Annotated in this window: 23 protein-coding genes and 1 riboswitch; of the genes, 14 read left to right on the top strand and 9 right to left on the bottom strand. The window is 65.4% G+C overall.

Going from position 1 to position 21,071, the window contains the following annotated elements:
• Positions 1–4: 4 nt before the first annotated feature.
• Positions 5–1,819, bottom strand: coding sequence for an ABC transporter ATP-binding protein/permease (locus tag J0J06_RS10560; protein WP_294041726.1), 1,815 nt, complete (start codon positions 1,817–1,819; stop codon positions 5–7).
• Positions 1,820–1,856: 37 nt separating this feature from the next.
• The gene (locus J0J06_RS10555; protein WP_294041725.1) at positions 1,857–3,875 is read right to left on the bottom strand and encodes a S9 family peptidase; all 2,019 of its coding nucleotides are present in this window, start codon (positions 3,873–3,875) and stop codon (positions 1,857–1,859) included.
• 111 nt (positions 3,876–3,986) lie between these two features.
• On the opposite strand from J0J06_RS10555, the gene J0J06_RS10550 reads away from it, so the two are divergent.
• Positions 3,987–4,217: a hypothetical protein gene (locus J0J06_RS10550; protein WP_294041723.1), complete on the top strand. Its 231-nt coding sequence runs from the start codon at positions 3,987–3,989 to the stop codon at positions 4,215–4,217.
• Between the two features lie 33 nt (positions 4,218–4,250).
• The gene (locus J0J06_RS10545) at positions 4,251–4,661 is read left to right on the top strand and encodes a hypothetical protein (protein ID WP_294041721.1); all 411 of its coding nucleotides are present in this window, start codon (positions 4,251–4,253) and stop codon (positions 4,659–4,661) included.
• On the opposite strand, the gene J0J06_RS10540 is transcribed toward J0J06_RS10545, so the two are convergent.
• The 6 genes from J0J06_RS10540 to crtY all read right to left on the bottom strand — a co-directional run bounded on the left by J0J06_RS10540 (position 4,650) and on the right by crtY (position 9,742).
• Entirely contained in the window at positions 4,650–4,865 is a 216-nt protein-coding gene (locus J0J06_RS10540; RefSeq protein ID WP_294041719.1) for a hypothetical protein, read from the bottom strand. The two genes, J0J06_RS10545 and J0J06_RS10540, sit on opposite strands and share 12 nt — an antisense overlap.
• Positions 4,866–4,924: 59 nt before the next feature.
• A complete protein-coding gene (locus tag J0J06_RS10535; protein WP_294041718.1) occupies positions 4,925–5,878 on the bottom strand; it encodes a phytoene/squalene synthase family protein in 954 nt (317 codons plus the stop codon).
• Positions 5,879–5,978: 100 nt separating this feature from the next.
• Positions 5,979–6,560 carry a TIGR00730 family Rossman fold protein gene (locus J0J06_RS10530; protein ID WP_294042482.1) on the bottom strand — a complete coding sequence of 194 codons (582 nt, stop codon included), beginning with the start codon at positions 6,558–6,560 and terminating at the stop codon, positions 5,979–5,981.
• 2 nt (positions 6,561–6,562) lie between these two features.
• Positions 6,563–6,997 (bottom strand): hypothetical protein, encoded by a 435-nt coding sequence (locus J0J06_RS10525; RefSeq protein ID WP_294041716.1) that lies wholly within the window; start codon positions 6,995–6,997, stop codon positions 6,563–6,565.
• Positions 6,994–8,469: a phytoene desaturase gene (locus J0J06_RS10520; protein ID WP_294041714.1), complete on the bottom strand. Its 1,476-nt coding sequence runs from the start codon at positions 8,467–8,469 to the stop codon at positions 6,994–6,996. The genes J0J06_RS10525 and J0J06_RS10520 overlap by 4 nt, the downstream gene beginning before the upstream one ends.
• A 118-nt stretch (positions 8,470–8,587) precedes the next feature.
• The gene (gene crtY, locus J0J06_RS10515) at positions 8,588–9,742 is read right to left on the bottom strand and encodes a lycopene beta-cyclase CrtY (RefSeq protein ID WP_294041712.1); all 1,155 of its coding nucleotides are present in this window, start codon (positions 9,740–9,742) and stop codon (positions 8,588–8,590) included.
• Between the two features lie 74 nt (positions 9,743–9,816).
• On the opposite strand from crtY, the gene J0J06_RS10510 reads away from it, so the two are divergent.
• A complete protein-coding gene (locus J0J06_RS10510; protein ID WP_294041710.1) occupies positions 9,817–10,395 on the top strand; it encodes a DUF2585 domain-containing protein in 579 nt (192 codons plus the stop codon).
• Positions 10,396–10,507: 112 nt separating this feature from the next.
• Positions 10,508–11,110, top strand: coding sequence for a PEP-CTERM sorting domain-containing protein (locus tag J0J06_RS10505; protein ID WP_294041708.1), 603 nt, complete (start codon positions 10,508–10,510; stop codon positions 11,108–11,110).
• Between the two features lie 23 nt (positions 11,111–11,133).
• Here J0J06_RS10505 and J0J06_RS10500 read toward each other — a convergent pair whose 3' ends face one another.
• Positions 11,134–11,499: a hypothetical protein gene (locus J0J06_RS10500; RefSeq protein WP_294041706.1), complete on the bottom strand. Its 366-nt coding sequence runs from the start codon at positions 11,497–11,499 to the stop codon at positions 11,134–11,136.
• Positions 11,500–11,646: 147 nt separating this feature from the next.
• Here J0J06_RS10500 and J0J06_RS10495 point away from each other — a divergent pair, with 147 nt between their 5' ends.
• From J0J06_RS10495 to J0J06_RS10450, 10 genes are all read left to right on the top strand, one after another.
• Entirely contained in the window at positions 11,647–12,399 is a 753-nt protein-coding gene (locus J0J06_RS10495) for a sterol desaturase family protein (protein ID WP_294042480.1), read from the top strand.
• Positions 12,356–12,754, top strand: a complete 399-nt coding sequence (locus tag J0J06_RS10490) for a DUF2141 domain-containing protein (RefSeq protein WP_294041705.1) — start codon at positions 12,356–12,358, stop codon at positions 12,752–12,754. The genes J0J06_RS10495 and J0J06_RS10490 overlap by 44 nt, the downstream gene beginning before the upstream one ends.
• A gap of 68 nt (positions 12,755–12,822) precedes the next feature.
• The gene (locus J0J06_RS10485; protein WP_294041703.1) at positions 12,823–13,689 is read left to right on the top strand and encodes a MipA/OmpV family protein; all 867 of its coding nucleotides are present in this window, start codon (positions 12,823–12,825) and stop codon (positions 13,687–13,689) included.
• Positions 13,690–13,834: 145 nt separating this feature from the next.
• Entirely contained in the window at positions 13,835–14,794 is a 960-nt protein-coding gene (locus J0J06_RS10480; RefSeq protein ID WP_294041701.1) for a ferritin-like domain-containing protein, read from the top strand.
• A 23-nt stretch (positions 14,795–14,817) separates the two neighbouring features.
• Entirely contained in the window at positions 14,818–15,834 is a 1,017-nt protein-coding gene (locus J0J06_RS10475) for a ferritin-like domain-containing protein (RefSeq protein WP_294041699.1), read from the top strand.
• Between the two features lie 130 nt (positions 15,835–15,964).
• Positions 15,965–16,075, top strand: a riboswitch (TPP riboswitch).
• Positions 16,076–16,113: 38 nt separating this feature from the next.
• Positions 16,114–17,973: a phosphomethylpyrimidine synthase ThiC gene (gene thiC, locus J0J06_RS10470; protein WP_294041697.1), complete on the top strand. Its 1,860-nt coding sequence runs from the start codon at positions 16,114–16,116 to the stop codon at positions 17,971–17,973.
• A 74-nt stretch (positions 17,974–18,047) separates the two neighbouring features.
• On the top strand, positions 18,048–18,269 hold the full coding sequence (locus J0J06_RS10465) for a hypothetical protein (protein WP_294041695.1): 222 nt from the start codon (positions 18,048–18,050) through the stop codon (positions 18,267–18,269).
• A 101-nt stretch (positions 18,270–18,370) separates the two neighbouring features.
• Positions 18,371–19,273, top strand: a complete 903-nt coding sequence (gene tcmP / locus J0J06_RS10460; RefSeq protein ID WP_294041693.1) for a three-Cys-motif partner protein TcmP — start codon at positions 18,371–18,373, stop codon at positions 19,271–19,273.
• On the top strand, positions 19,273–20,031 hold the full coding sequence (locus J0J06_RS10455) for a DUF5131 family protein (RefSeq protein WP_294041691.1): 759 nt from the start codon (positions 19,273–19,275) through the stop codon (positions 20,029–20,031). The genes tcmP and J0J06_RS10455 overlap by 1 nt, the downstream gene beginning before the upstream one ends.
• A gap of 117 nt (positions 20,032–20,148) precedes the next feature.
• Positions 20,149–21,039: a hypothetical protein gene (locus J0J06_RS10450; RefSeq protein ID WP_294041689.1), complete on the top strand. Its 891-nt coding sequence runs from the start codon at positions 20,149–20,151 to the stop codon at positions 21,037–21,039.
• Positions 21,040–21,071 lie beyond the last annotated feature (32 nt).

The following is a 21,071-nucleotide window of genomic DNA, read 5'->3' as shown; positions in this document are numbered from 1 at the left end:
CAGCTCATTCCGCGGCCAGCGCTTCCTCGCGTTCGCGCGCCTGACGCGCCCACATCTCCGCATACAAACCGCGCTTGCGCAACAGCTCGGCATGCGTGCCGCGTTCGGCGACCTGGCCCGCCTCCAGCACGACGATCTGATCGGCATGGACCACCGTGGACAGCCGGTGCGCGATGACGATCGTGGTGCGTCCGCGCTCGATCGCCTCCAGCGTTTCCATGATCTCGGCCTCGGTGCGGCTGTCGAGCGCGCTGGTCGCTTCGTCGAGGATCAGGATCGGCGGGTCCTTCAACAGCGTGCGCGCGATCGCGACGCGCTGCTTCTCGCCGCCCGACAATTTCAGCCCACGTTCGCCGACGCGCGTCTCGTACTGGTCGGGCTGGCGTTCGATGAATCCGGCGATCGCCGCGCCCTGCGCCGCGCGGACGATGTCCGCCTCGCTCGCGCCCTCGCGGCCATAGGCGATGTTGTAGCCGATCGTGTCGTTGAACAGCACGGTGTCCTGCGGCACGATACCGATCGCGGCGCGCAACGACGCTTGCGTGACACCCGCAATATCCTGCCCGTCGATCGTGATCCGCCCGCCGGTCAAATCGTAGAAGCGGTACATCAACCGCGCGAGCGTCGACTTGCCTGCCCCCGACGGCCCGACCACCGCCAGCGTCGTGCCCGGCGCGATGTCGAGGTCGATGCCCTTCAGGATCGGCATGCCGGGGTCGTAGCCAAACTGCACGTCCTCGAACCGGACGTGGCCCGTCGTGACCGCCAGCGGCTGGGCGCCCGGCGCATCGACCACTTCCGCCCCGGTATCGAGCAGGTCGAACATCGCGCCCATGTCGATCACGCCCTGGCGGATCGTGCGATAGACCATGCCGAGCAAGTCGAGCGGGCGGAACAGCTGGCTGAGCAGGGTCGACACGAACACTGCGTCGCCCGCCGAAAAGCGCCCCTGGCTCCACCCCCACACCACGAACGCCATCCCGCCGCCCAGCATCACATTGGTGATCGCCGCCTGGCCGATGTTGAGCCACGCCAGGCTGTTCTCGCTCTTCACCGCGGCATTGGCATAAGCGTTGATCGCGTCGTCATAGCGCCGCGCCTCGCGCTCCTCCGCGCCGAAATATTTGACCGTCTCGAAGTTGAGCAGCGAATCGACCGCATGCGCGACCGCGCCGGTGTCGAGGTCGTTCATCCGGTTGCGCAAAGCGTTGCGCCAATCGGTCACTGCGCGCGTGAACCAGATGTACAGCGCTACCATCACGACGGTCGCGACGACCAGCCACAGCCCGAAATTGACCCAGAAGATGCCGAGCACCAGCGCCAGTTCGAGCACGGTCGGGGCGATGTTGAACAGCATGAAGTACAGCATCGTGTCGATGCTCTTGGTCCCGCGCTCGACGACCTTGGTGACGGCACCGGTGCGGCGTTCCAGGTGGAAGCGCAAGCTCAGCTTGTGGAGATGCCGGAACACGCTTGCCGCCAGCCGCCGCGTCGCTTCCTGCCCGACGCGCTCGAACACGACGTTGCGCAGATTGTCGAACAAGGTCGTCGACAGCCGCGACCCGGCGTACCCCAGCACCAGCGCAACCACGATCCACACCGCGCCGCGATCGCCCCCGGCCATCCGGTCGACCGCATATTTCAGCGTATAGGCCGCGCCGAACACCTGGACGAGCTTCGACGCGAGCACCAGGCTCATCGCGCCGATAATCCGCGCCTTCAGCGCGGGCGCGTCGGCGGGCCAGAGATAGGGCAGGAACCGCCGGAGCGTCGGGATCAGCGGGCGATCCCGAGTCGGCGATGAGGCTAAGGGCGGCATTGCCCACTCATGTGGGCGATGCCGCCGTCAGCGCAAGTTACTTCGCCGCCGCGGCGCCCAATCCCTTCACGTACCCGTCGTCGGCCTTGACCATCGCCGTCGACGCCTTGATCGCGCCGCCGATCGGTTCGGCCCGCCCGCCAAGGCATGAGGACAGGAAATTCTCGGCGACCGCATTGAAGGCGATGTTGTTCTGCGGCCGGGCGAAGCCATGTCCTTCGTCGGGGAAGACGATGTAGGTCACCGGGATGTTCTTCGCCTTCATCGCGGCAACGATCTGGTCGCTTTCGCGCACGTTGACGCGCGGGTCGTTGGCGCCCTGGCCGATCAAGAGCGGCACCTTGATGCGGTCGGCGAAGGTCAGCGGCGAACGCTCCTTGAGCAGCGCGCGGCCCGCTTCGGTCGTCGGGTCGCCCATTCGCTTGTAGAATTGCTGCTTGCCCGCCTCCCAGTAAGGCGGGATCGTCTGGAGTAGCGTGAACAGGTTCGACGGACCTACGATGTCGACGCCGCACCGGAACGTATCCGGCGTGAAGGTCAGCCCGGCAAGCGTCGCATAGCCACCATACGACCCGCCCATGATCGCGACCTTGTCCTTGGTCGTGACGCCCGCCTTGATCGCCCAGTCGACCGCGTCGAGCAGGTCATCGTGCATCTTGCGGCCCCATTGCAGGTCGCCGGCGGAGATGAACTTCTTCCCGAAGCCCGTAGAGCCGCGATAGTTGACGCTGAGCACCGCATAGCCGCGATTGGCGAGCCATTGGTGGTAGCTGAAATAGCCATAGCCGTCGCGGCTCCACGGCCCGCCATGGACGAACAGCACCATCGGCACTGGCCGGTCGGGCTTGCCGTCGCCGTTCGCATCGGCGTCCTTCGGCAACGACAGGTACGACACCAACGTCAGCCCGTCGCGCGACTTGATCTCCTCCGGCCACATCTTGACCATCGGCGCGCCCTCGAGCGCGGGGCGATTGGTGTAGAGCTTGGTCAGCTTCTTCGCGGTGCGGTCGTAGAGCCAGGTCGAAACGGGTTGGTCGACCGGATCGAAGCTGACCAGCCACTTGCTGTTGTCGGCGGTCTGCGAGGTGATCGCGAACTCGCCCTGGTTCTGTGCCGCCAGGAAAGCGAGGTCGCCCTTCACCGCGGCGCCGACCGGCACGTAATCGTTCTTGAGGTACTCGATCGTATAGGCATCGACCATGCCGGTGCGCGGATCGACCAGGATGTTGCCGATATCGGCCTTGGCGCTTTCCGCGACGATCCGCGTCTTGCCGGTGGCGACGTCCTGCGCCGTCAGTGCGGCGGTGTCGCGCCCGCGCGAATCGACCCAGTAGAGCGTCTTGCCGTCGTTAGTGAAGCCGAGCGGCTGGGTCGTCAGCGAATCGTCGAGGCCCCAGCTCGCGATCGGCGTCGCACCGACCTTGCCGCCATCGACCTTGTAGTAATCGCTGCCGCCGTCGTCGCGCGACTTGGTGGCGAGGCGGATGACCAGCCCGTCATCGGCGACGTACCCGGCATAGCCGCCGTCGTTGCGCATCACTTCGGTCAATTTGCCGCTGGCGAGATCGAGGCTGTAGATGTCGTGCCACTTCGCATCGCGGTTGTTGATGCCGATCAGGATGCGGTCCTTGATCGTGTTGCTGATCCCGACGATCTGGACGCGCGTTTTCGGGAAATCGGTGAAGCTCTTTTGCGCCCCGCTCGCGGCGTCGACGCCGTAAAGCTGGAAGTTCTCGTCACCGCCCTTGTCGTTGATGAACAGCACCATCTTCGAATCGGGCGACCAGAAGCTCTGGCGGATCGGCCGTACCGTCTCGCCGGTCAGCGGGCGCGCCTTCGCCATGTCGCCGATCGGCGCGACCCACACGTTCATCACGCCGTCGCGCGGCGCCAGCCAGGACAGCCATTTGCCGTCGGGGCTGATCTGTGCGCCGGCCTTGTCGGGATTGCCGAACAGCTTCGCGCGCTCGATCAGCGGCGGCGGAGCGTCGGCGGCGAGGATCGGAGTGGTGAGCGCCAAAGCGGCGGTGGCGAGCAGGACGCGGCGTAACGGCATGTCGAATATCTCCCCATTTCGATGGGTCGATCCTGACTCTGTTCGTGCGCCGGGGCAAGCACGGGAACCCGACCCGCGGCCTTTCCGTTATTGCCGCGACGGGAGAGTGTCATGAATTCAGTATTCTACGTCATCGCGATCATGGGCTGCGGCGACGGCCAGGCGCAATGCGCGCAACAACGGGTCGAGACGGCCCGGTACGCCAGCGCGGCGCAATGCCAGGCGGCGATGCCGGCGGCGCTGATGCGCAACACCGATCTCGATTTCCCGACGATCACCGCCGCCTGCCGCCAGATCGGCACGTCGATGGCTGGCCGCCCGGGCCGGGATCGCCGCGGTTGATCGCGCCCCGCTGAACCGTCTACTTGGGATGGCATGCGGAAAGTCATCGCCATCATCGTCGGACTGGTCGTCGCCATCGCGCTGATCGACCTTAGCTGGGAAATGGCGGCGCGCTGGTTTCCGTCGCCGGTCGATCCTGTTTCGGACGCCGATATGCTTGCGAACTATGTGGTGCGCATGCCAGTTGCCGGGCAGGTGCTGGTGACCGCGGGCTGGCTGGTCGCGGGCGTGGCCGCCGCGTTCGTCGCCTTGCGCATCGCGCAATGGCGCCCGGCCGGGTGGATCGTCGGCGGGCTGATCGTCGCGCTTGGCATCTGGAACCTGACGCAACTGGCGCAGCCGTTGTGGATGCAGGCGATGAGCGTCGCCGCGCCCTTGCTCGGCTGTTTCCTCGCCGAGCGTCACTTTCACCGGGCGCGGCCCGGCGACCCCTTAATCAACTGACGCTGGTTCCTCGGGCGTCGCCATCGGCAGCGCCCAGCGGATCTGGTCGCGCAACATCGCCTCGAGTTCCTCGGCGCCGGTGTTGTGCGCGGCGGCGCGCTTGCGTAGCAGCGTGACCAGCAACGATGCGCGATCCGCCGGGGGCGGCGGCTCGGCGCGTCCACCGGACAGGGCGCGCGACAATTTGAGAGAAAGCATCGTCATACGAATGATTTAGCGGCGTTGTTCTTGTCGCTTCGACAAGGGCTGTGGTTAGCGGCGCGTCAACCGCGTGGCCGCGTCCACAAATCCGGATCGCGCGGGGCGGGCGGATAGAGGCGCTTGCGCTGCATCGCCTGTCCCCCGGCACGCATGATCCAGCGGAGCTTGGCGGCGGCGGAGGTGGTGACGCGATGGTCCCAGGCATGCTCGCCGCCCGCCACCACCGCGCGGCCGATGTCGCCGTAAATCCCCGCCGCCGCCAGCACCGCCCAGGCTGCGCGGAACGGGAGTTTCGGCGTGCCGATCCGTGCGCTCGCCTCATAATCGGCGGCATAGTCGACCAGCCATTTCGCCAGCACCGCGAGGCGATGGCGGAACGGCGGCTTCATGTGCTGGCCGGGCGGGAAATCCATTTCGACCAGCCATTCCTCGGGCAGATAGCAGCGCCCGCCGCGATCATCCTCCTCCACGTCGCGCGCGATATTGGCGAGCTGGAACGCGATTCCCAGGTCGCACGCGCGATCGAGCGTATCCTCGTCCCGGGGATCGACGCCCATCACCACCGCCATCATGCACCCGACGACGCCCGCGACATGGTAGCAATAACGATAAAGATCCTTCTCCGACCGCGGCCGCCAATCCTCGAGGTCGAGCCGGAACCCTTCGACCAGGTCGTGCGCGAAACGGTGCGGCAGGCCGGTCTCGGCCGCGACGATCCTGAGTGCGTCGAACGCCGGGTCGCCGACCAGTTCGCCCGCCAGCGCCGCGTCGGTCATCGCCCGCATCCGCGCGAGGCGCGCGGCGGGATCGGGCACCGCGCTCAACGCATGACCGTGATCCTGCCCGTCGGCGAGGTCGTCGCACCGCCGGCACCAGGCGTAGAGCAGCCACGCGCGTTCCCGCGTGCGGCGGTCGAACAGCAGGGAGGCAGCGTAGAAACTCTTCGAGCCCCTGGCGATCGACTCCCGCGCCGTCGCGACGATCGCGGCGCGGCTGGGGAGGTCGCCGCTATTCACTTTCGTGCTCCGGCGCAGGCCGGAGCGCCGGCCTCATCGGCTGCGTTCGCGATTGCCAACGCTCCGGCCTGCGCCGGAGCACGGCGATAGTATTGCTCCCTCACAAATCCTTCGCGCCGATCTGGCCGACCGTGACCGTGGGCTTGGCCGTCGCCATCTTGTCGAGCAAATCCTCCAGCGTATCGGCGACGATCAGCAGCCCGACATGCTGCGGCCGCACGAACCCGACCTCCGCCATCTTCTCCCAGAATTCGATCAGCCCGTCATAATAGCCGTCGAGGTTGAGCAGCCCGACCGGCTTGGCGTGATAGCCGATCTGCGCCCAGCTCAGCGCTTCCCACAATTCGTCCATCGTGCCCGTCCCGCCGGGCAGCGTGACGAAGCCGTCCGAAAGATCGGTGAAGGCCTGCTTGCGCTGGTGCATGGTGCCGACGACCCGGAGCTCGGTCAGACCCTTGTGCGCGACTTCGGCGGCGACCAGCGCCTCGGGGATGATCCCGATCACCTCGCCCCCCGCGGCGAGCGCGCTGTCGGCCACCGCCCCCATCAGCCCGAGCCGCCCGCCGCCGTAAACGACACCGATTCCCCGTTCCGCAAGGCTACGTCCGACATGGCGGGCATTGTCGATGTAACGCGGTTCGCTCGGGCTGGCCGATCCGCAATAAACGGCGAGGCGTTTCATGGTCACCAGGGGCAAGAGTTGAGTGTGTCGAGGTTGAACGTGATCGTTGGCTCGAAACCGATACTGAGTTCGGCGGTGCCCGTCAGCCCCGCTGGCAGATCCGCGCGGTAGCGGACATTGTCCAGAAAATGCCCTGGCTCGATCCAGCGCACAGGACCACGCGTCTTGAAGGTGGGTTTGAGGATGCGGCCGTCGACACGGAGCTCCGTGTTCCAAATATCTGGGTTGCCGGGAACCCAGATCCTGGAATCGTTGATCAGCGTGACGACTAGGACCAGCCCATCTCGACCGCCACAGACCGACCGTACAGCGGCGGAGGCCGTCGGCGGCAGGGCTGGCATGGTCGGGTAGCAGTCGGGTGGCACGCACTGAGCATTGGCCGAAGTGATTGATGCCAGCGCAGCGATAACGGCGCACTTGACGGCGGCGGAGGTCATTTCTTCTCCAGCATCAGCCGCGCCGTGGCCTTCGCGCTCCCCACCACGCCCGGAATCCCCGCGCCGGGATGCGTGCCGGCGCCGACGAAATACAGGTTGGCGATGTGCGGGTCGCGGTTGTGGACGCGGAAATAGGCGCTCTGCATCAGCGTCGGCTCGAGGCTGAACGCACTGCCCAGATGCGCGTTCAGGTCGTGCGCGAAATCGTTCGGGGCGTAGCTGAACTTGGTGACGATCCGCTCGTGGATGTCGGGGATCAGCCGCTGCCCGATCTCGTCGAGGATGCGCTTTTCAAGCACTGGCGCGATCTCGTCCCAGTCGACCGGGAACTTGCCCATGTGCGGCACCGGGGCCAGCACGTAAAAGGTTGAATGCCCCTCCGGCGCCATCGATGGGTCGGTGACGGTCGGGTGGTGGAGATAGAGCGAGAAATCCTCCGCCAGCACGCCGTGATCGTAAATGTCGGCGAGCAGTTCCTTATAGCGCGGGCCGAACAGGATCATGTGGTGCGGAATGCCCGGCCACGTCCCCTTGACCCCGAAATGAACGAGGAACAACGAGGGCGACCAGCTTTTCTTCTTTAGCCCGCGCACGGTCCGCTGTGCGCTTCGCGACGTGCCGAGCAAGTCGCGATACGAGTGCATCACGTCGGCGTTGGTCGCGACCGCCTCTGCCTCGCCGCGCCAGCCGCTTTGCGTGACGACGCCGGTCGCGTGGTCACCTAGAGTCTCGATACTCGCGACCGGATCCCCGAGCCGGATCGTCCCGCCGAGCCGCTCGAACAACGCGACCATCCCCGCCACCAGCCGGTTGGTGCCGCCTTTCGCGAACCACACGCCGCCGTCCTTCTCCAGCTTGTGGATAAGCGCATAGACCGAGCTTGTCGTGAACGGATTGCCGCCGACCAGCAGCGTATGGAAGCTCAGCGCCTGGCGGAGCTTCTCGTTCTTCACGTAACTGGAGACGATCGAATAGACCGATCGCCACGCCTGGTATCGCATCAAGGCGGGCGCGGCCTTCACCATCTGGCCGAAATCGAGGAACGCGGTGGTGCCGAGCTTCTCGTACCCCTCGTGATAGACGCCCGCCGAATAATCGAGGAAGCGCTGGTATCCGGCGACGTCGTCGGTGCTGAGCCGCGCGATTTCGGCGCGCAACTGCGCCTCGTCGTTCGAATAGTCGAAGTTCGTCCCGTCGCGCCAATTGAGCCGGTAGAACGGCATCACCGGCATCAGCTCGACGTCCTCGGATATGTCGCGTCCCGACAGCTTCCACAATTCGTTGAGCGCGTTCGGGTCGGTGATGACCGTCGGTCCGGCGTCGAACGTGAAGCCGTCCTTCTCCCAGAAATAGCCGCGCCCGCCGGGCTTGTCGCGCGCCTCGACGATCGTGGTCGCGACCCCCGCCGATTGCAGCCTGATGCCGAGCGCCAGCCCGCCGAAGCCGGCACCGACGATGATCGCCGACTTCATCGTGATGCCTCTCTGGCAACAAAGCACTGTGCTCCGGCGCAGGCCGGAGCGTTGGCAACCTTGCGCGCCGCCTGTGGCCAGAGCTCCGGCCTGCGCCGGAGCACAGCAGGTTTGACTATCATCGTGCGCCTCGAATGGCGGCGATCGCGCGGCCGATCGGAATTGGCGGCTTGCCCGTCAGAATTCGCGCCTTGTCTCTCATCGTCGATCGTCCGGCATAGAAGCGGCCTATAAGCGCGGGGTTGAGGCGATAAAAGCGCTCAAAGATCCGGTAACGCTCCTCGGGCTCGGCGGCGTGGAACAGCATGGCGTCGAGCATGCGATAGAAACCGCGGTCGTCCCAGGCGCGCTTCGCCATGCGGTAGGTCAAATCGTGGAGCGCGGCGGACGACAGGTCGCTTGCCTCGGCAACCGCGACCGCTAGCCGGATCGCGTCGGGCAACGAATAGCCGGTGGTCGGGTGGAACAGCCCGGCGCGCAGCCCCGCTTTGGCGATCTTGGCCCCGCCGACGCCCCAAAGGGCGTCGAAATCCCCGCCGATCGCGACCGGCAGCGCGCCCGACTCTTCGCGCCCGATGCTCTCTACGTGCCAACCCCGGCTGGCGGCATAGGCCAGAATCCGCTCGTTGAGCACAGCGCGGTCGATGTCGGGCGTATCGCTGTAATAGGTGTCCTCGACGAACATTCGCCGCTCGCCGAACGGCAGGCAATAGACGAAGCGATAGCCGTCGATCTGGTCGACCGTCGCGTCCATTACGATCGGTCGCTCGATCCCATGCGGTTCGACCAGCACCAGCTCGCGGCCGGCGAATTTCTGCCAGCCGAGCTCGAGGGCACTCATGTCGGCCGCGCCGCGCGCGTCGATCACCCCACGCGCCTCGATCCGATCGCCATTGGCGAGCACGACCGCCCCAGCACCGACGCCGACCGCCTTCGCTGCGATCCGTTGATCGGGCGTCAGTGCTGCGCCGACCACCCCGGCGAACCGTTCGGATTCGATGGAATAATAGCTTTGGTCGAGCGTCTGGCGATGTCCAGGAAACGCCACGTCATAGGCAGGCCAGCGATAGGAAACGAGCGGGGCTGCGAGCCAGCGGTCGGCCTCGACGACGTCGCCCGAAAAGAACGACCAGACGTGATCGCCGCCGATTGGCCCCGGTTCGATCAGCCGGACGTCGATATCGGGCCGCTTCTTGCGCAGCGCGAGCGCGATCAGCCCGCCGGCGAGTCCGCCACCGACGATCGCCACGTCGCACTGGATGATCGCGGGCATAGGTCCCGCTACCCGAATGCGCGCGCGGGGCAAACCCCTTGGCGGTCGCCGGCCCGCTCGCTAGCATCCCCGCCATGACGAGGGGGCCCATTACCGTCGATCGCCGCGCGACGATCGCCGCGATCGCGCTTGTCGCGATCTATTGCGCGATCGAGTTCAGCTGGCATCGCCCGCCGATCTGCCCATGCGGGACGGTCAAGCTGTGGACCGGCGCCGTATGGTCCGCCGAAAACAGCCAGCAGATTTCTGACTGGTATTCGCTCAGCCACATCATCCACGGCTTCCTTTTTTATGCTTTGGCATGGCTCGTCCTGCCGGGCCGCGCGCGGCTCTGGGCGTTGCCGTTCGCCGTCGCGATCGAGGGAAGCTGGGAATTGCTCGAAAACTCGCCGATCATCATCGACCGCTATCGCGCGGCGACCGCGGCGGTCGGCTATTCGGGCGATTCGATCCTCAATTCGATGGCAGACATCGGCATGATGGTGATCGGCTTCGCGCTCGCGCGGCGCTTTCCGGTGTGGTGGACGGTCGGGATCGCGATCTTCTTCGAACTGCTCGCACTCGCGGTGATCCGCGACAATCTGACGCTCAACGTGCTGATGCTCACTTACCCGGTCGAATCGATCCGCGCCTGGCAGGCTGGCGGTGCATAGGGGGATAGTTAGCGTGCCGGATCGGGACAGGGTCGGGCGCAACGCTGACAGCGCGGGCGATTGATGCTAACGCGCGATTAACAGGATACGAGTCGCCTTCGGGCGAGGGGATATGATGAAGTCTATTGTCTGGGGGGCGGCGCTGTTCGCCGCGATGGTTGTCGGCGCGCCCGCTTATGCGGCGGTGTCGGTCGATGGCGCGTGCGCGACCGACCTCTCGCTTGGCGTCGGCTCGACCCTGACCGGCTGCGCCGATCGCGACAATAGCGGCGTGCTCGACTCGGTGCGCGATCCCGAACTCAATGCGGCGCTGGCGAAGCTCGGCTATGACGGACCCGCCGTCACCTATCGCGGGTTGCCCAGCAATGCCTTTCTCGGCTCGCTCAATGGGTCGCACACGGTCAATTTCCCCGGCGTGCTCAACGGTACGGTCTATGTCGGCGTCCAGTACGACGACGATAAGGGCGCGCCCGGCAAATCGATGCGGATCTACAAGATTTCGGCGTCGGATCTCGACCGCATCACGCTGAACCACAAGGCGGGGTCCGCCGTGGTCCTCGCCGCCGTGCCGTCGCGGCTTCCCGAAGCGGCGACCTGGGGCATGCTGCTCGTCGGGTTCGGCGCGGTCGGCTTCGCGCTCCGCAAGGCCAAGGCGCTGTCGGACGCCCGGTTCGAGGAAAAGATCAAGCGCCTCGCCGCCGGCGAGAACGCCTGACCGTCATCGCGTCGTAGGGTTAGTCACCATTGCGGCTTGGGGCCGCAATAGCGGTAGGACGTGCCGTCCATGCTGAACTGCGTCGGGCTGGCGATCTTCAGCACCCGCGGTTCGCCATCGATGGCGTAGCCGCTCTGCAAGTCTTTGCACAAATCCGTGACGGTGTAGGTCGTGCCCGCCTTGACCAGTTTCTTGATCGTGCAGGTGGCTTGCGCGACGCCGATCGAGCTTTTGCCGCCCCAGTAATTGACCATCTCCGCGTTCGACGCGCCCTTGCACGCGCTGCCGACGGGTACGAAGATGCCCTGTTTCAACGGCAGCATGTCGGCGGGCGCCGCCCCCACCGACAGGATCGATGCCCCCACGATCGCCAGACGCGCCTTGATCATCCCGAATCTCCCCGTTTTGCCGACTCGCGGCCATCCGGCGCACAGGTTGGCACATCGATGCGCGCGCGGGGAGTCGCCTTGAACGGGACGGAGCGATAGGGTGTCCTAGTGACGGCTGTCCTCGCCATTCTCGTTTCGGCCGCAGCGATGACGCTGATCGTAGGCTTGCGCTATCTCGCGAGTTCGGGCGCGTTCGCGCTGGCGACGCGCGCCGTGCGGCCTGGCCTCTATGCCGGGCTCGACAAACAGATCCGGCGCGAGATCGGGTGGAGCCTCGCCTCCGCCGCGATCTACGGCGCGCCGGCGGGGATCGTCGCCTGGGGGTGGCGCGATCGCGGCTGGACGCAGATCTACACCGACGTCCACGCTTGGCCGCTCTGGTATCTGCCGCTGTCGGTGCTGTTCTATCTCGCCGCACACGACACCTGGTTCTACTGGACGCATCGCTGGATGCATCGCCCCGGACCGTTCAAGCTCGCCCACGCCGTCCATCACGCCAGCCGTCCGCCGACCGCTTGGGCGGCGATGGCGTTCCACCCGGTCGAGGCGCTGACCGGCGCCGTGGTCATTCCGCTGCTGGTATTCGTTATTCCGATCCATGTCGGCGCGCTTGGCTTGGTGCTGGGAATCATGACGGTTATGGGGGTGACCAATCATATGGGCTGGGAGATTTTCCCGCGGTTCATGTGGCGCGGCGCAATCGGGGAATGGCTGATCACGGCCAGCCATCATCAGCGGCATCACGCCGAGTACAGGTGTAACTATGGGCTCTATTTTCGATTCTGGGATCGATTGTGCGGGACCGACAGGGGAGTCGGGGCGTTCGACCCTGCGGCTCGCCGCGTTGGGCGTGCTGGTGGCGATCCTGCCCGCGAACGGCGCCCCGGCGGCGAGCCTTGACCTGTCGATCACGGGGCTGCGGTCCGGCAAGGGCATGATCCGCGTCTGCCTGACTGCCGATCCCGCCAACTTTCCCGGCTGTATCGATGACAAGCGTGCGATCACGCGATCGGTCCCTGCCACCCAGCACGACATCCGCATCGCCGGCCTCGCCCCCGGCAACTACGCCGCCGCAGTGATCCACGACGAAAATTCGAACGCCCGGCTCGACACGTTCGCCGGCATCCCGCGTGAAGGGTTCGGCTTCTCGCGCAATCCCGCCATCCGCTTCGGCCCGCCGCGTTTTTCCTCGGCGGCGTTCGCGGTCGATGGCGTTGCCCAGACGCAACAGGTCACGATGCGCTACATGTTCTGACGGAGCGAAACGCGCGCATGGGGCGTTGCCGCCTCGTCACGACCTTGTTTTTTTGCCGGAGTTTGCCTGTGCGTCTTGTTTCTTGCCTGACCGCCATTGCTCTTGCCGCGGCGGCCGGCCCGGTCTTCGCGCAGGACGCGTCCACCACGCCGCCCACCGCCCCCGCGACGCTCGACGTGGGCGGCGATTCGGTGACGATCGGCGCGGGGGGCATCTACCTCAACGACTATGAAGGGTCGGACCATTACGTCTGGCGCGTCGGACCCGGGGCGATCGGCTCGGTCGGCGGGTTCAACTTCATCGTGGCGGGCAACCGCGCGTCGGTGGACCTGATTCCCGACAAGCCCGGGCCGGGCTGGGATATTCAGGCGGGTCCGGTCGGGGTGCTCAACTTCAACCGCTCGATCCTCAAGAACATCGACGACCCGCGCGTCCGGGCGCTCGGCAAGCGGTCCACCGCGCTGGAGGTCGGCGGGTACGTCGGCATCGGCAGGACCGGCGTCGTTACCAGCGACTATGACCGGCTGTCGCTGTCGGTCAGCTACCGCAAGGGCGTAACCGGGGCGCACCGGGCCGGCATCTGGACGCCGACGATCAACTATTTCACGCCCCTGTCGCGCAAGACGGCGGTCGGACTGTTCGCCTCGGCCGATTATGCCGAGCGGGGATATGGCAAGGCCTATTTCGACGTCGACGCGGCGCAGAGCCTGGCGAGCGGCCTGCCGGTCTTCACGACGCGAAAGGGGTGGAAGGACTGGTCGGCCGGCGCGATCGGCACGGTGGCGTTGACCGGCGACTTGCTCCACGGATTCAAGATCGTCGGCGGCGCGACCTATACCCGTCTGCTCAACGATTTCGCCCGCTCGCCGGTCGTCTCGATTGCCGGCGACCGCAACCAGTGGATCGGTATGCTGGGGCTGGCCTACACCTTCTGAACGCGCCGATCGGGGAGCGTCTGCGACATTTAGCGGGTTGCCGTGTGCCCAAACGCGGGGCTAGCACGAATCTGCCTTGATGCCGTCCAATTCCGGCACAAGAGAATGTCTGCCCCCAAGGATTGCGGAAGAAGAGGAAAACGGCATGGCCGAAGACCAGTTGCTCGAAGCGTTCGATTCGAGAGTCAGGCAGCGTTCGGAACGGCGCGAATTTTTCAAGGTGGCGATCGGCGCCGCGGCGATCGGCGCGACGGCGCTTGCCATATCCGAACGCGCATTCGCGCAGACCGTGACCGACGCCGACATCCTCAACTTCGCGCTGAACATCAAATATCTGAAGGCGCAGTTCTACGCTTATGCGGCCGGCGGTGCGGGCATCGACACCACGCTGCTCGGGACCAGCCCGGGCGCGGTGACCGCGACCAATGCGCGGCGCGTCGACAATCTCGATTCGGATGCGCTGGTGCGCGACTATGCCCGCGAAATGGCCGCCGACGAGCTCGCCCACGTCAAGTTCCTGCGCACGCAGCTCGGGACGTCGGCGGTGGTGCAGCCCGCGATCGACATCAGCGCGACCGCGACCAGCGCCTTTTCGACCATCGCCCGTTCGGCCGGGCTGGTCGGCGCGGGCGTGGCGTTCGATCCCTATGCGTCGCCCCAGAACTTCCTGCTCGGTGCTTTCGTCTTCGAGGATCTCGGCGTGACGGCGTACAAGAGCGCGGCGCCGATGATCCTCAACCGCACCTATGTCGAGGCGCTGGCAGGGATCATGGCGGTCGAGGCCTATCATGCCGCGATCATCCGCACCACGCTCTATGACCGGGGCGCGACGACGCCGAGCTTGCGAACCTCGGCAGGCGCGCTGTCCGATGCCCGCGACAGCCTCGATGGCACGACCACCGATCTCGATCAGGGGATCGGCCCGGTGACGCTCAATGGCGGTGCCGCGTCGAACGTCGCGCCGCTCGATGGCGACGGACTGGCCTTTGCGCGCAGCACCGGCCAAGTGCTGAATGTCCTCTATCTGAACAGCGCGGCGGTTTCGACCGGCGGGTTCTTCCCGGCCGGCATGAACGGCAACATCAAGACCAGCGCGGCAAACTGAACGGCGAGCGAACGGAGACCATCATGACCGACAACGATTCCGCGCTCGCCATGCTCGACGCGACCGAACGCAAGCGCGCCGAACGCCGGCGCTTCCTCACCCTCGCGGGCAGCGGGGCGGCCACCATCGGCGGGCTCGGCCTGTTGAGTGCGTGCGGCGGGGGCGGCGGCTCACCCACGCCAACGCCAACGTCCAGCCCGACTCCCACGCCGACCTCGACCGCTACCGGACCGTCGCAATCGGACATTGACGCGGTCAACCTGGTGCTCAATTTCGAATATCTGTTCGCCCAATATTACTCGTATGCGGTCTATGGCACGGGTCTGCCGGGGACGCTGACCGCCAGCGGCGCGGGCGCGGCGGGCGGCACGGTAACGGGTGGGCGCGCGGTCGCCTTCGCGGATCCGCTGGTCGCGCAATATGCCCGCGAAATCGCGTTCGAAAAGGCGGCGCACGTCAACTACCTGCGCACTCAGCTCGGCACCGCGGCGGTGGCGATGCCCAACATAAATATCGATGGCAGCGCGACCGGCGCGTTCGCGACCGCGGCGCAGGCCGCCGGCGTCGTCGGGGCGGGCGCGGCGTTCGACCCCTACGCCAGCGACGAGAATTTCCTGCTCGGCGCGTTCATCTTCGAAGACGTCGCGGTCACCGGCTATAAGGGCGCGACGCCGATCGTCATCAACGCGACCCTGCTGGCGGGGCTGACCGGGATGCTGGCGGCGACGGCATACCATGCTGGGCTGGTCCGCACGGTGCTCTACGCCAAGGGGGCGGCGAACGCGAACCTGCGCACGCTGGCGGGCAAGTTCAGCGACTGGCGCGACACGCTCGACGGCAGCGGCGACGACGATCAGGGCATCACCGGCGACGCGACGACGTCGAACATCGTCCCCGCGGACGCCAACGGCATCGCCTACAGCCGCACCACCGGCGCGCTGCTCAACATCGCGTACCAGACCAAGGCCGCGGCGACGGCCGGCGGGTTCTTCCCCAACGGCGCGAACGGCAACGTCAAGACGAGCACGGCGCAACCGTAAGCGGGCGCACCGGGATTGCTGTGGCAATCCCGGAGACGCCGCGGCGGCCGGCGGGTCGCGCAGCGAACCCGTCCGACGGCGCGGATTTACGCCGCGCCGCCTTTCATTCCGTGTAGAACGCGCCTACCATCGGCCATCCCCGGGGGACCGCTCAGTCGCGGTTGAGAGGGAGGCCGCAGCCTCCGACCCGCTGAACCTGATCCGGTTGAGACCGGCGGAGGGAGTGGGCGGTTTTCATCCGAAATCCGTGTCCTCGCTCCGACAACGGAGTGAACACGCATGGCCGACGCCCCCGCCCGCACCGAAATCGGCGTGACCACCGGCCCGATCCGCGGATCGCGCAAGATCAGCGTCGGCCCCTTGGGCGTGAAGATGCGCGCGATCGACCTCGAACCGTCGTCGGGCGAACCCCCGCTCAACGTCTATGACACCAGCGGCCCCTACACCGACCCGACCGCGAAGATCGACATCCATGCCGGCCTGCCCAACCTTCGCCGCCAATGGATCGAGGCGCGCGGCGACGTCGAGAGCTACGACGCCCGCGAAATCCGCCCCGAGGACAACGGCCAGCTCGGCCCCGACCGCTCGGGCGGCGTCCCGCAATTCCCCAACCCCGTGCGCCGCCCGCTGCGCGCCAAGTCGGGCATGAACGTCAGCCAGATGCACTATGCCCGCCGCGGCATCATCACCCCCGAAATGGAGTATGTCGCTACCCGCGAGAATCTCGGCCGCGAAATGCTCGCGAACTACGCCCGCGACGGCGAAAGCTTCGGCGCCGCCATCCCCGATTACGTCACACCGGAGTTCGTCCGCGACGAGGTCGCGCGCGGCCGCGCGATCATCCCCAGCAACATCAACCACCCCGAATCCGAACCGATGGCGATCGGCCGCAACTTCCTGGTCAAGATCAACGCCAACATTGGCAACTCCGCGGTCGCCAGCGACGTCGCGAGCGAAGTCGACAAGATGGTCTGGTCGATCCGCTGGGGTGCCGACACGGTGATGGACCTGTCGACCGGGCGCAACATCCACGACACGCGCGAATGGATCATCCGCAATTCGCCCGTGCCGATCGGCACCGTCCCCATCTATCAGGCGCTGGAGAAGGTCGGCGGCATTGCCGAGGACCTGACCTGGGAAATCTTCCGCGACACGCTGATCGAACAGGCCGAACAGGGCGTCGATTACTTCACGATCCACGCCGGCGTCCGCCTGCCCTACGTCCCGCTCACCGCCAAGCGCGTCACCGGCATCGTCTCGCGCGGCGGGTCGATCATGGCGAAATGGTGCCTGGCGCACCACAAGGAGAGCTTCCTATACGAACGCTTCGACGAAATCACCGAGATCATGAAGGCGTACGACATCGCCTATTCGCTCGGCGACGGCCTGCGCCCCGGCAGCATCGCCGACGCCAATGACGAGGCGCAGTTCGCCGAGCTCTACACGCTGGGCGAGCTCACCCACCGCGCCTGGGCGCAGGACGTGCAGGTGATGATCGAGGGCCCCGGCCACGTGCCGATGCACAAGATCAAGGAGAATATGGACAAGCAGCTGGAGGTGTGCGGCGAGGCGCCCTTCTACACGCTCGGCCCGCTCACGACCGACATCGCGCCCGGCTACGATCACATCACCAGCGGCATCGGCGCGGCGATGATCGGGTGGTACGGCACGGCGATGCTCTGTTACGTGACGCCGAAGGAGCATCTCGGCCTGCCCGACCGCGACGACGTGAAGGTAGGCGTGGTGACCTACAAGCTCGCCGCCCACGCCGCCGATCTGGCGAAGGGGCATCCGGCGGCGAAGCTGCGCGACGACGCGCTCAGCCGCGCGCGCTTCGAATTCCGCTGGCGCGACCAGTTCAACCTGTCGCTCGACCCCGACACGGCGGAGCAATATCACGACCAGACGCTGCCCGCGGAAGGCGCCAAGACCGCGCATTTCTGTTCGATGTGCGGGCCGAAATTCTGCTCGATGAAGATCACGCAGGAGGTGCGCGACTTCGCGGCCAAGCAGAATGCGAGCGCCGAAACCTTCATCGCCGCCGAGGACGCGGAAAAAGGCATGGCCGCGATGAGCGAGCTCTACAATGAAACCGGCCGCGAACTGTACATGGGCGCGGGCGGGCGGGAGCACGATTGACCAAGGGCTGACCTGTGATAGCCTCCCGTCACCCCGCGCCACACCCGCGCGGGGCGGGAGAGGGGGCTTTTCCGATGAAGAAATCCACACGCGCGCTGGTCGGCATGCTGGTGATCGACTTGCTGATCCTGGCCGGCACCGCCTGGTTCGTGATGTACATCCGAAACGGCGCATCGCTCACCGTCCCTCCCGCCGAGGCGATCGGCACCGTCACGACGATCGGCGGCGGCGCGATCGGGATCGTGACGGGAATATTGCTGGTGGCGTTCTTCGTGCACCGGAAGCGGGGGAATTGAGGGGCGATTGGATTAGCTTGATCGGCGACGCTGAAACACGAACCATTTGTATTTAAGCAGAAATCAATTTACCGTTCCCCACTTGTTCCTCGGAGGGGCCGATGGTTGCGCAAGCATTTGGCGATGAACATACACGACGCAAACTGGAAATCGTTGAGAAGTACCTGTCGACCTACACGACTGCTCTAAAGAAGCAGGATTTCGAGTTACTGTACGTTGATGTGTGCGCAGGCTCAGGCTCTTCAATTCCAAAGTCTGTCCTGGCGGAACGCCAAACCGAAGATCATCAGATTCACCTACTCGGCAGCCCCAAGCCAGTGGCGGACGCTGATCAAATCATTGTCGGGTCAGCCCTCCGGGCTCTCAAGGTCGAACCGCATTTCGATCGCTATCTGCTGAACGACGTGAAGAAATCCAACGTTGAGGCGCTGAGGAGCGCGATCAACGCCGATTTTTCGCATCTCAAAGATCGGATTCAACTGACTCGGTTCGATGCCAATCAGATGCTCATCGACTTATGCAAAGCAACGAATTGGCGAGCGACTAGGGCTGTTGTTTTTATCGATCCCTTCGGCCTGCAGATAAAATATTCTACCCTCGAAGTGCTGGCAAAAACTGCCGCTGTAGATGTCTGGTACCTTGTACCCGTGTTCGCCATGTATCGCCAAGTTCGCCAAGACGGGGGTGTTTTGGAGGACGGTGGACGTAGCGTTGATGAGGCGCTGGGCACCACCGAATGGCGAAACGTGGTTGCAACCGAAGAGAAGGGCCAGATCGATTTATGGGGGAATAGCCAAGCCGTTTCGAAGCGCGCAGTCGACGTAAAGTGGTTTGAAAATGTTGCGAAGGAACGTCTGAAGGCGGCGTTTCATGGGCGGGTTGTTGACCAAGTCCTGCCGCTAGGGCGTAACGGGCTTCACGAATTTTCGTTAATGTTTGCGTGGGCAAATCCGAGCGACCGAGCTAGATTGGCGTCCAAGCTTGCAAGTGCGGTTTTGAAGTAATGTCTGGAACGTCCGAGATTGAATGGACCGATGTCACTTGGAACCCGGTAGCGGGCTGCAATGTCGCGTCTGCGGGCTGCACTAATTGTTATGCTATGCGAATGGCAGCCCGGTTGCAGGCGATGGGGCATCCCAAGTACGAAGGAACGACGCGAAAAAGCGGTAAGCGGACCGTTTGGACCGGGCGCGTCAACGTTGATTCTTCCACGCTGAACGATCCGATTAATTGGAAGCGCGGCAAACGAATTTTCGTGAATTCGATGGCTGACCTGTTTCACGAAGACGTGCCGACGGCCTTTATTCAGGCCGTTTGGGCTACAATGGCGCAGTGCCCGCAGCATCAGTTTCAAGTCCTGACAAAACGCCCCGAGCGTATGGCTGCGATGTTCGCGTTGGGGGAACTCCCGCGTCTCTCGCAGGTGTGGATTGGTACTTCAGTGGAAGATGAAGCCGTCGTAAATCGGATCACGCATCTCGTTGCGATCTCCGGCATGACTCGATTTGTGTCTTTTGAGCCACTGATTGGCCCAGTGGGATCAATAAACTTGCACGGAATTGATTGGGCGATCGTTGGCGGGGAATCTGGCCCAGCTTCACGCCCAATGGAAATTGAATGGGTCGAACAAATAGAGAAGGCATGCCGCAGAACAGGAACAGCCTTCTTCTTTAAGCAATGGGGAGGTCGCAACAAGAAGGCGGCTGGGCGCGAACTTCGAGGTCGAACCTACGACGAATATCCCCACGAACTAGCCGCCTGACTGCCCCGCCGCGGCAAAGCCGCGTCGTCGGTCGTCGCTCGAGCGACGCCGGCCGGCACTCGGCTATTCCGTGATTAGCTTCGCTACTCCCGGCCTCGTGCTGATCCACAATCCCGGATGACCGACTCATCCGATCCTCGCCAGCCAGCGCCGGGCAACGCGCTGGCCGCCACCGATTTCGCCGACACCGATCTCGACGCGCCCGAACCCTACGACCCCGCCGACTATCGCTGGGTGCCGGTCCGCCGCACGCCGCGCTACGACGGCTGGACCGAGGAGAAGCAGCGGCGCTTTATCGAGGTGCTTGCTGACACCGGCCTCGTCGGCGCGGCGGCCAAGGCGGTCGGCATGTCGCGCGAAACCGCCTATCGCTTGCGCCGCTCGCCGCACGGGGCGGCCTTCGCGCGCGCCTGGGACGCGGCGCGGCGCCACGCCGCCGGGCTGATCGAGGACATCGCGTTCGAGCGTGCGATCCAGAGCGTCGAACACGAAGTCTATAACGATTGCGGCGAAGTCGTCAGCGCGCGGCTGGTGCATGACAACCGCTTGCTCCAATGGCTGCTCGCCCACCTCAATCCCGAACGCTATGGCGATGGCGCGCGCGGCCGCGATGCGCGGGTGGGCGGCCGCGATGCGCGCGCGGGCGGCGCGGTGGTCGACGCCATCCCGACCCCGGCTTCCATCCCCACCCTGGAAGACACCCTGCGTGAAATGGAACCGGCGCTTCCCGCGCCGCCCGAAACGCTGCTCACGCCCGAGGAATTCGAGGACGCGCTGGAGGACGCCGCCGCCGCGGACGGCGTGCTGCCGCATTATGATCGCGAACAGCGCCGACCCAAGTCGGAACGGCAGCTTGTGATGGAGGAGCATGAGGCCCGCATGGCGCGCGGCGCGGCGGCGATCGCCAAGGAAGATGCTGGCGGGACGCTGACCGACGAGGAGTTTGCGGACGAATGCTATTATCTCGATCCGGCCAGCAATCAGCGGCGGCGGCGACGATCGCGTTAGTGTGACCCTGGTGTGACCTTCGCCGCGCCGCC

Source organism: Sphingomonas sp. (assembly GCF_017304615.1).
Taxonomy (GTDB): domain Bacteria; phylum Pseudomonadota; class Alphaproteobacteria; order Sphingomonadales; family Sphingomonadaceae; genus Sphingomonas.
Note: the sequence above shows the minus strand (reverse complement) of the source record. Positions and strands in the feature narration are given on the sequence as shown.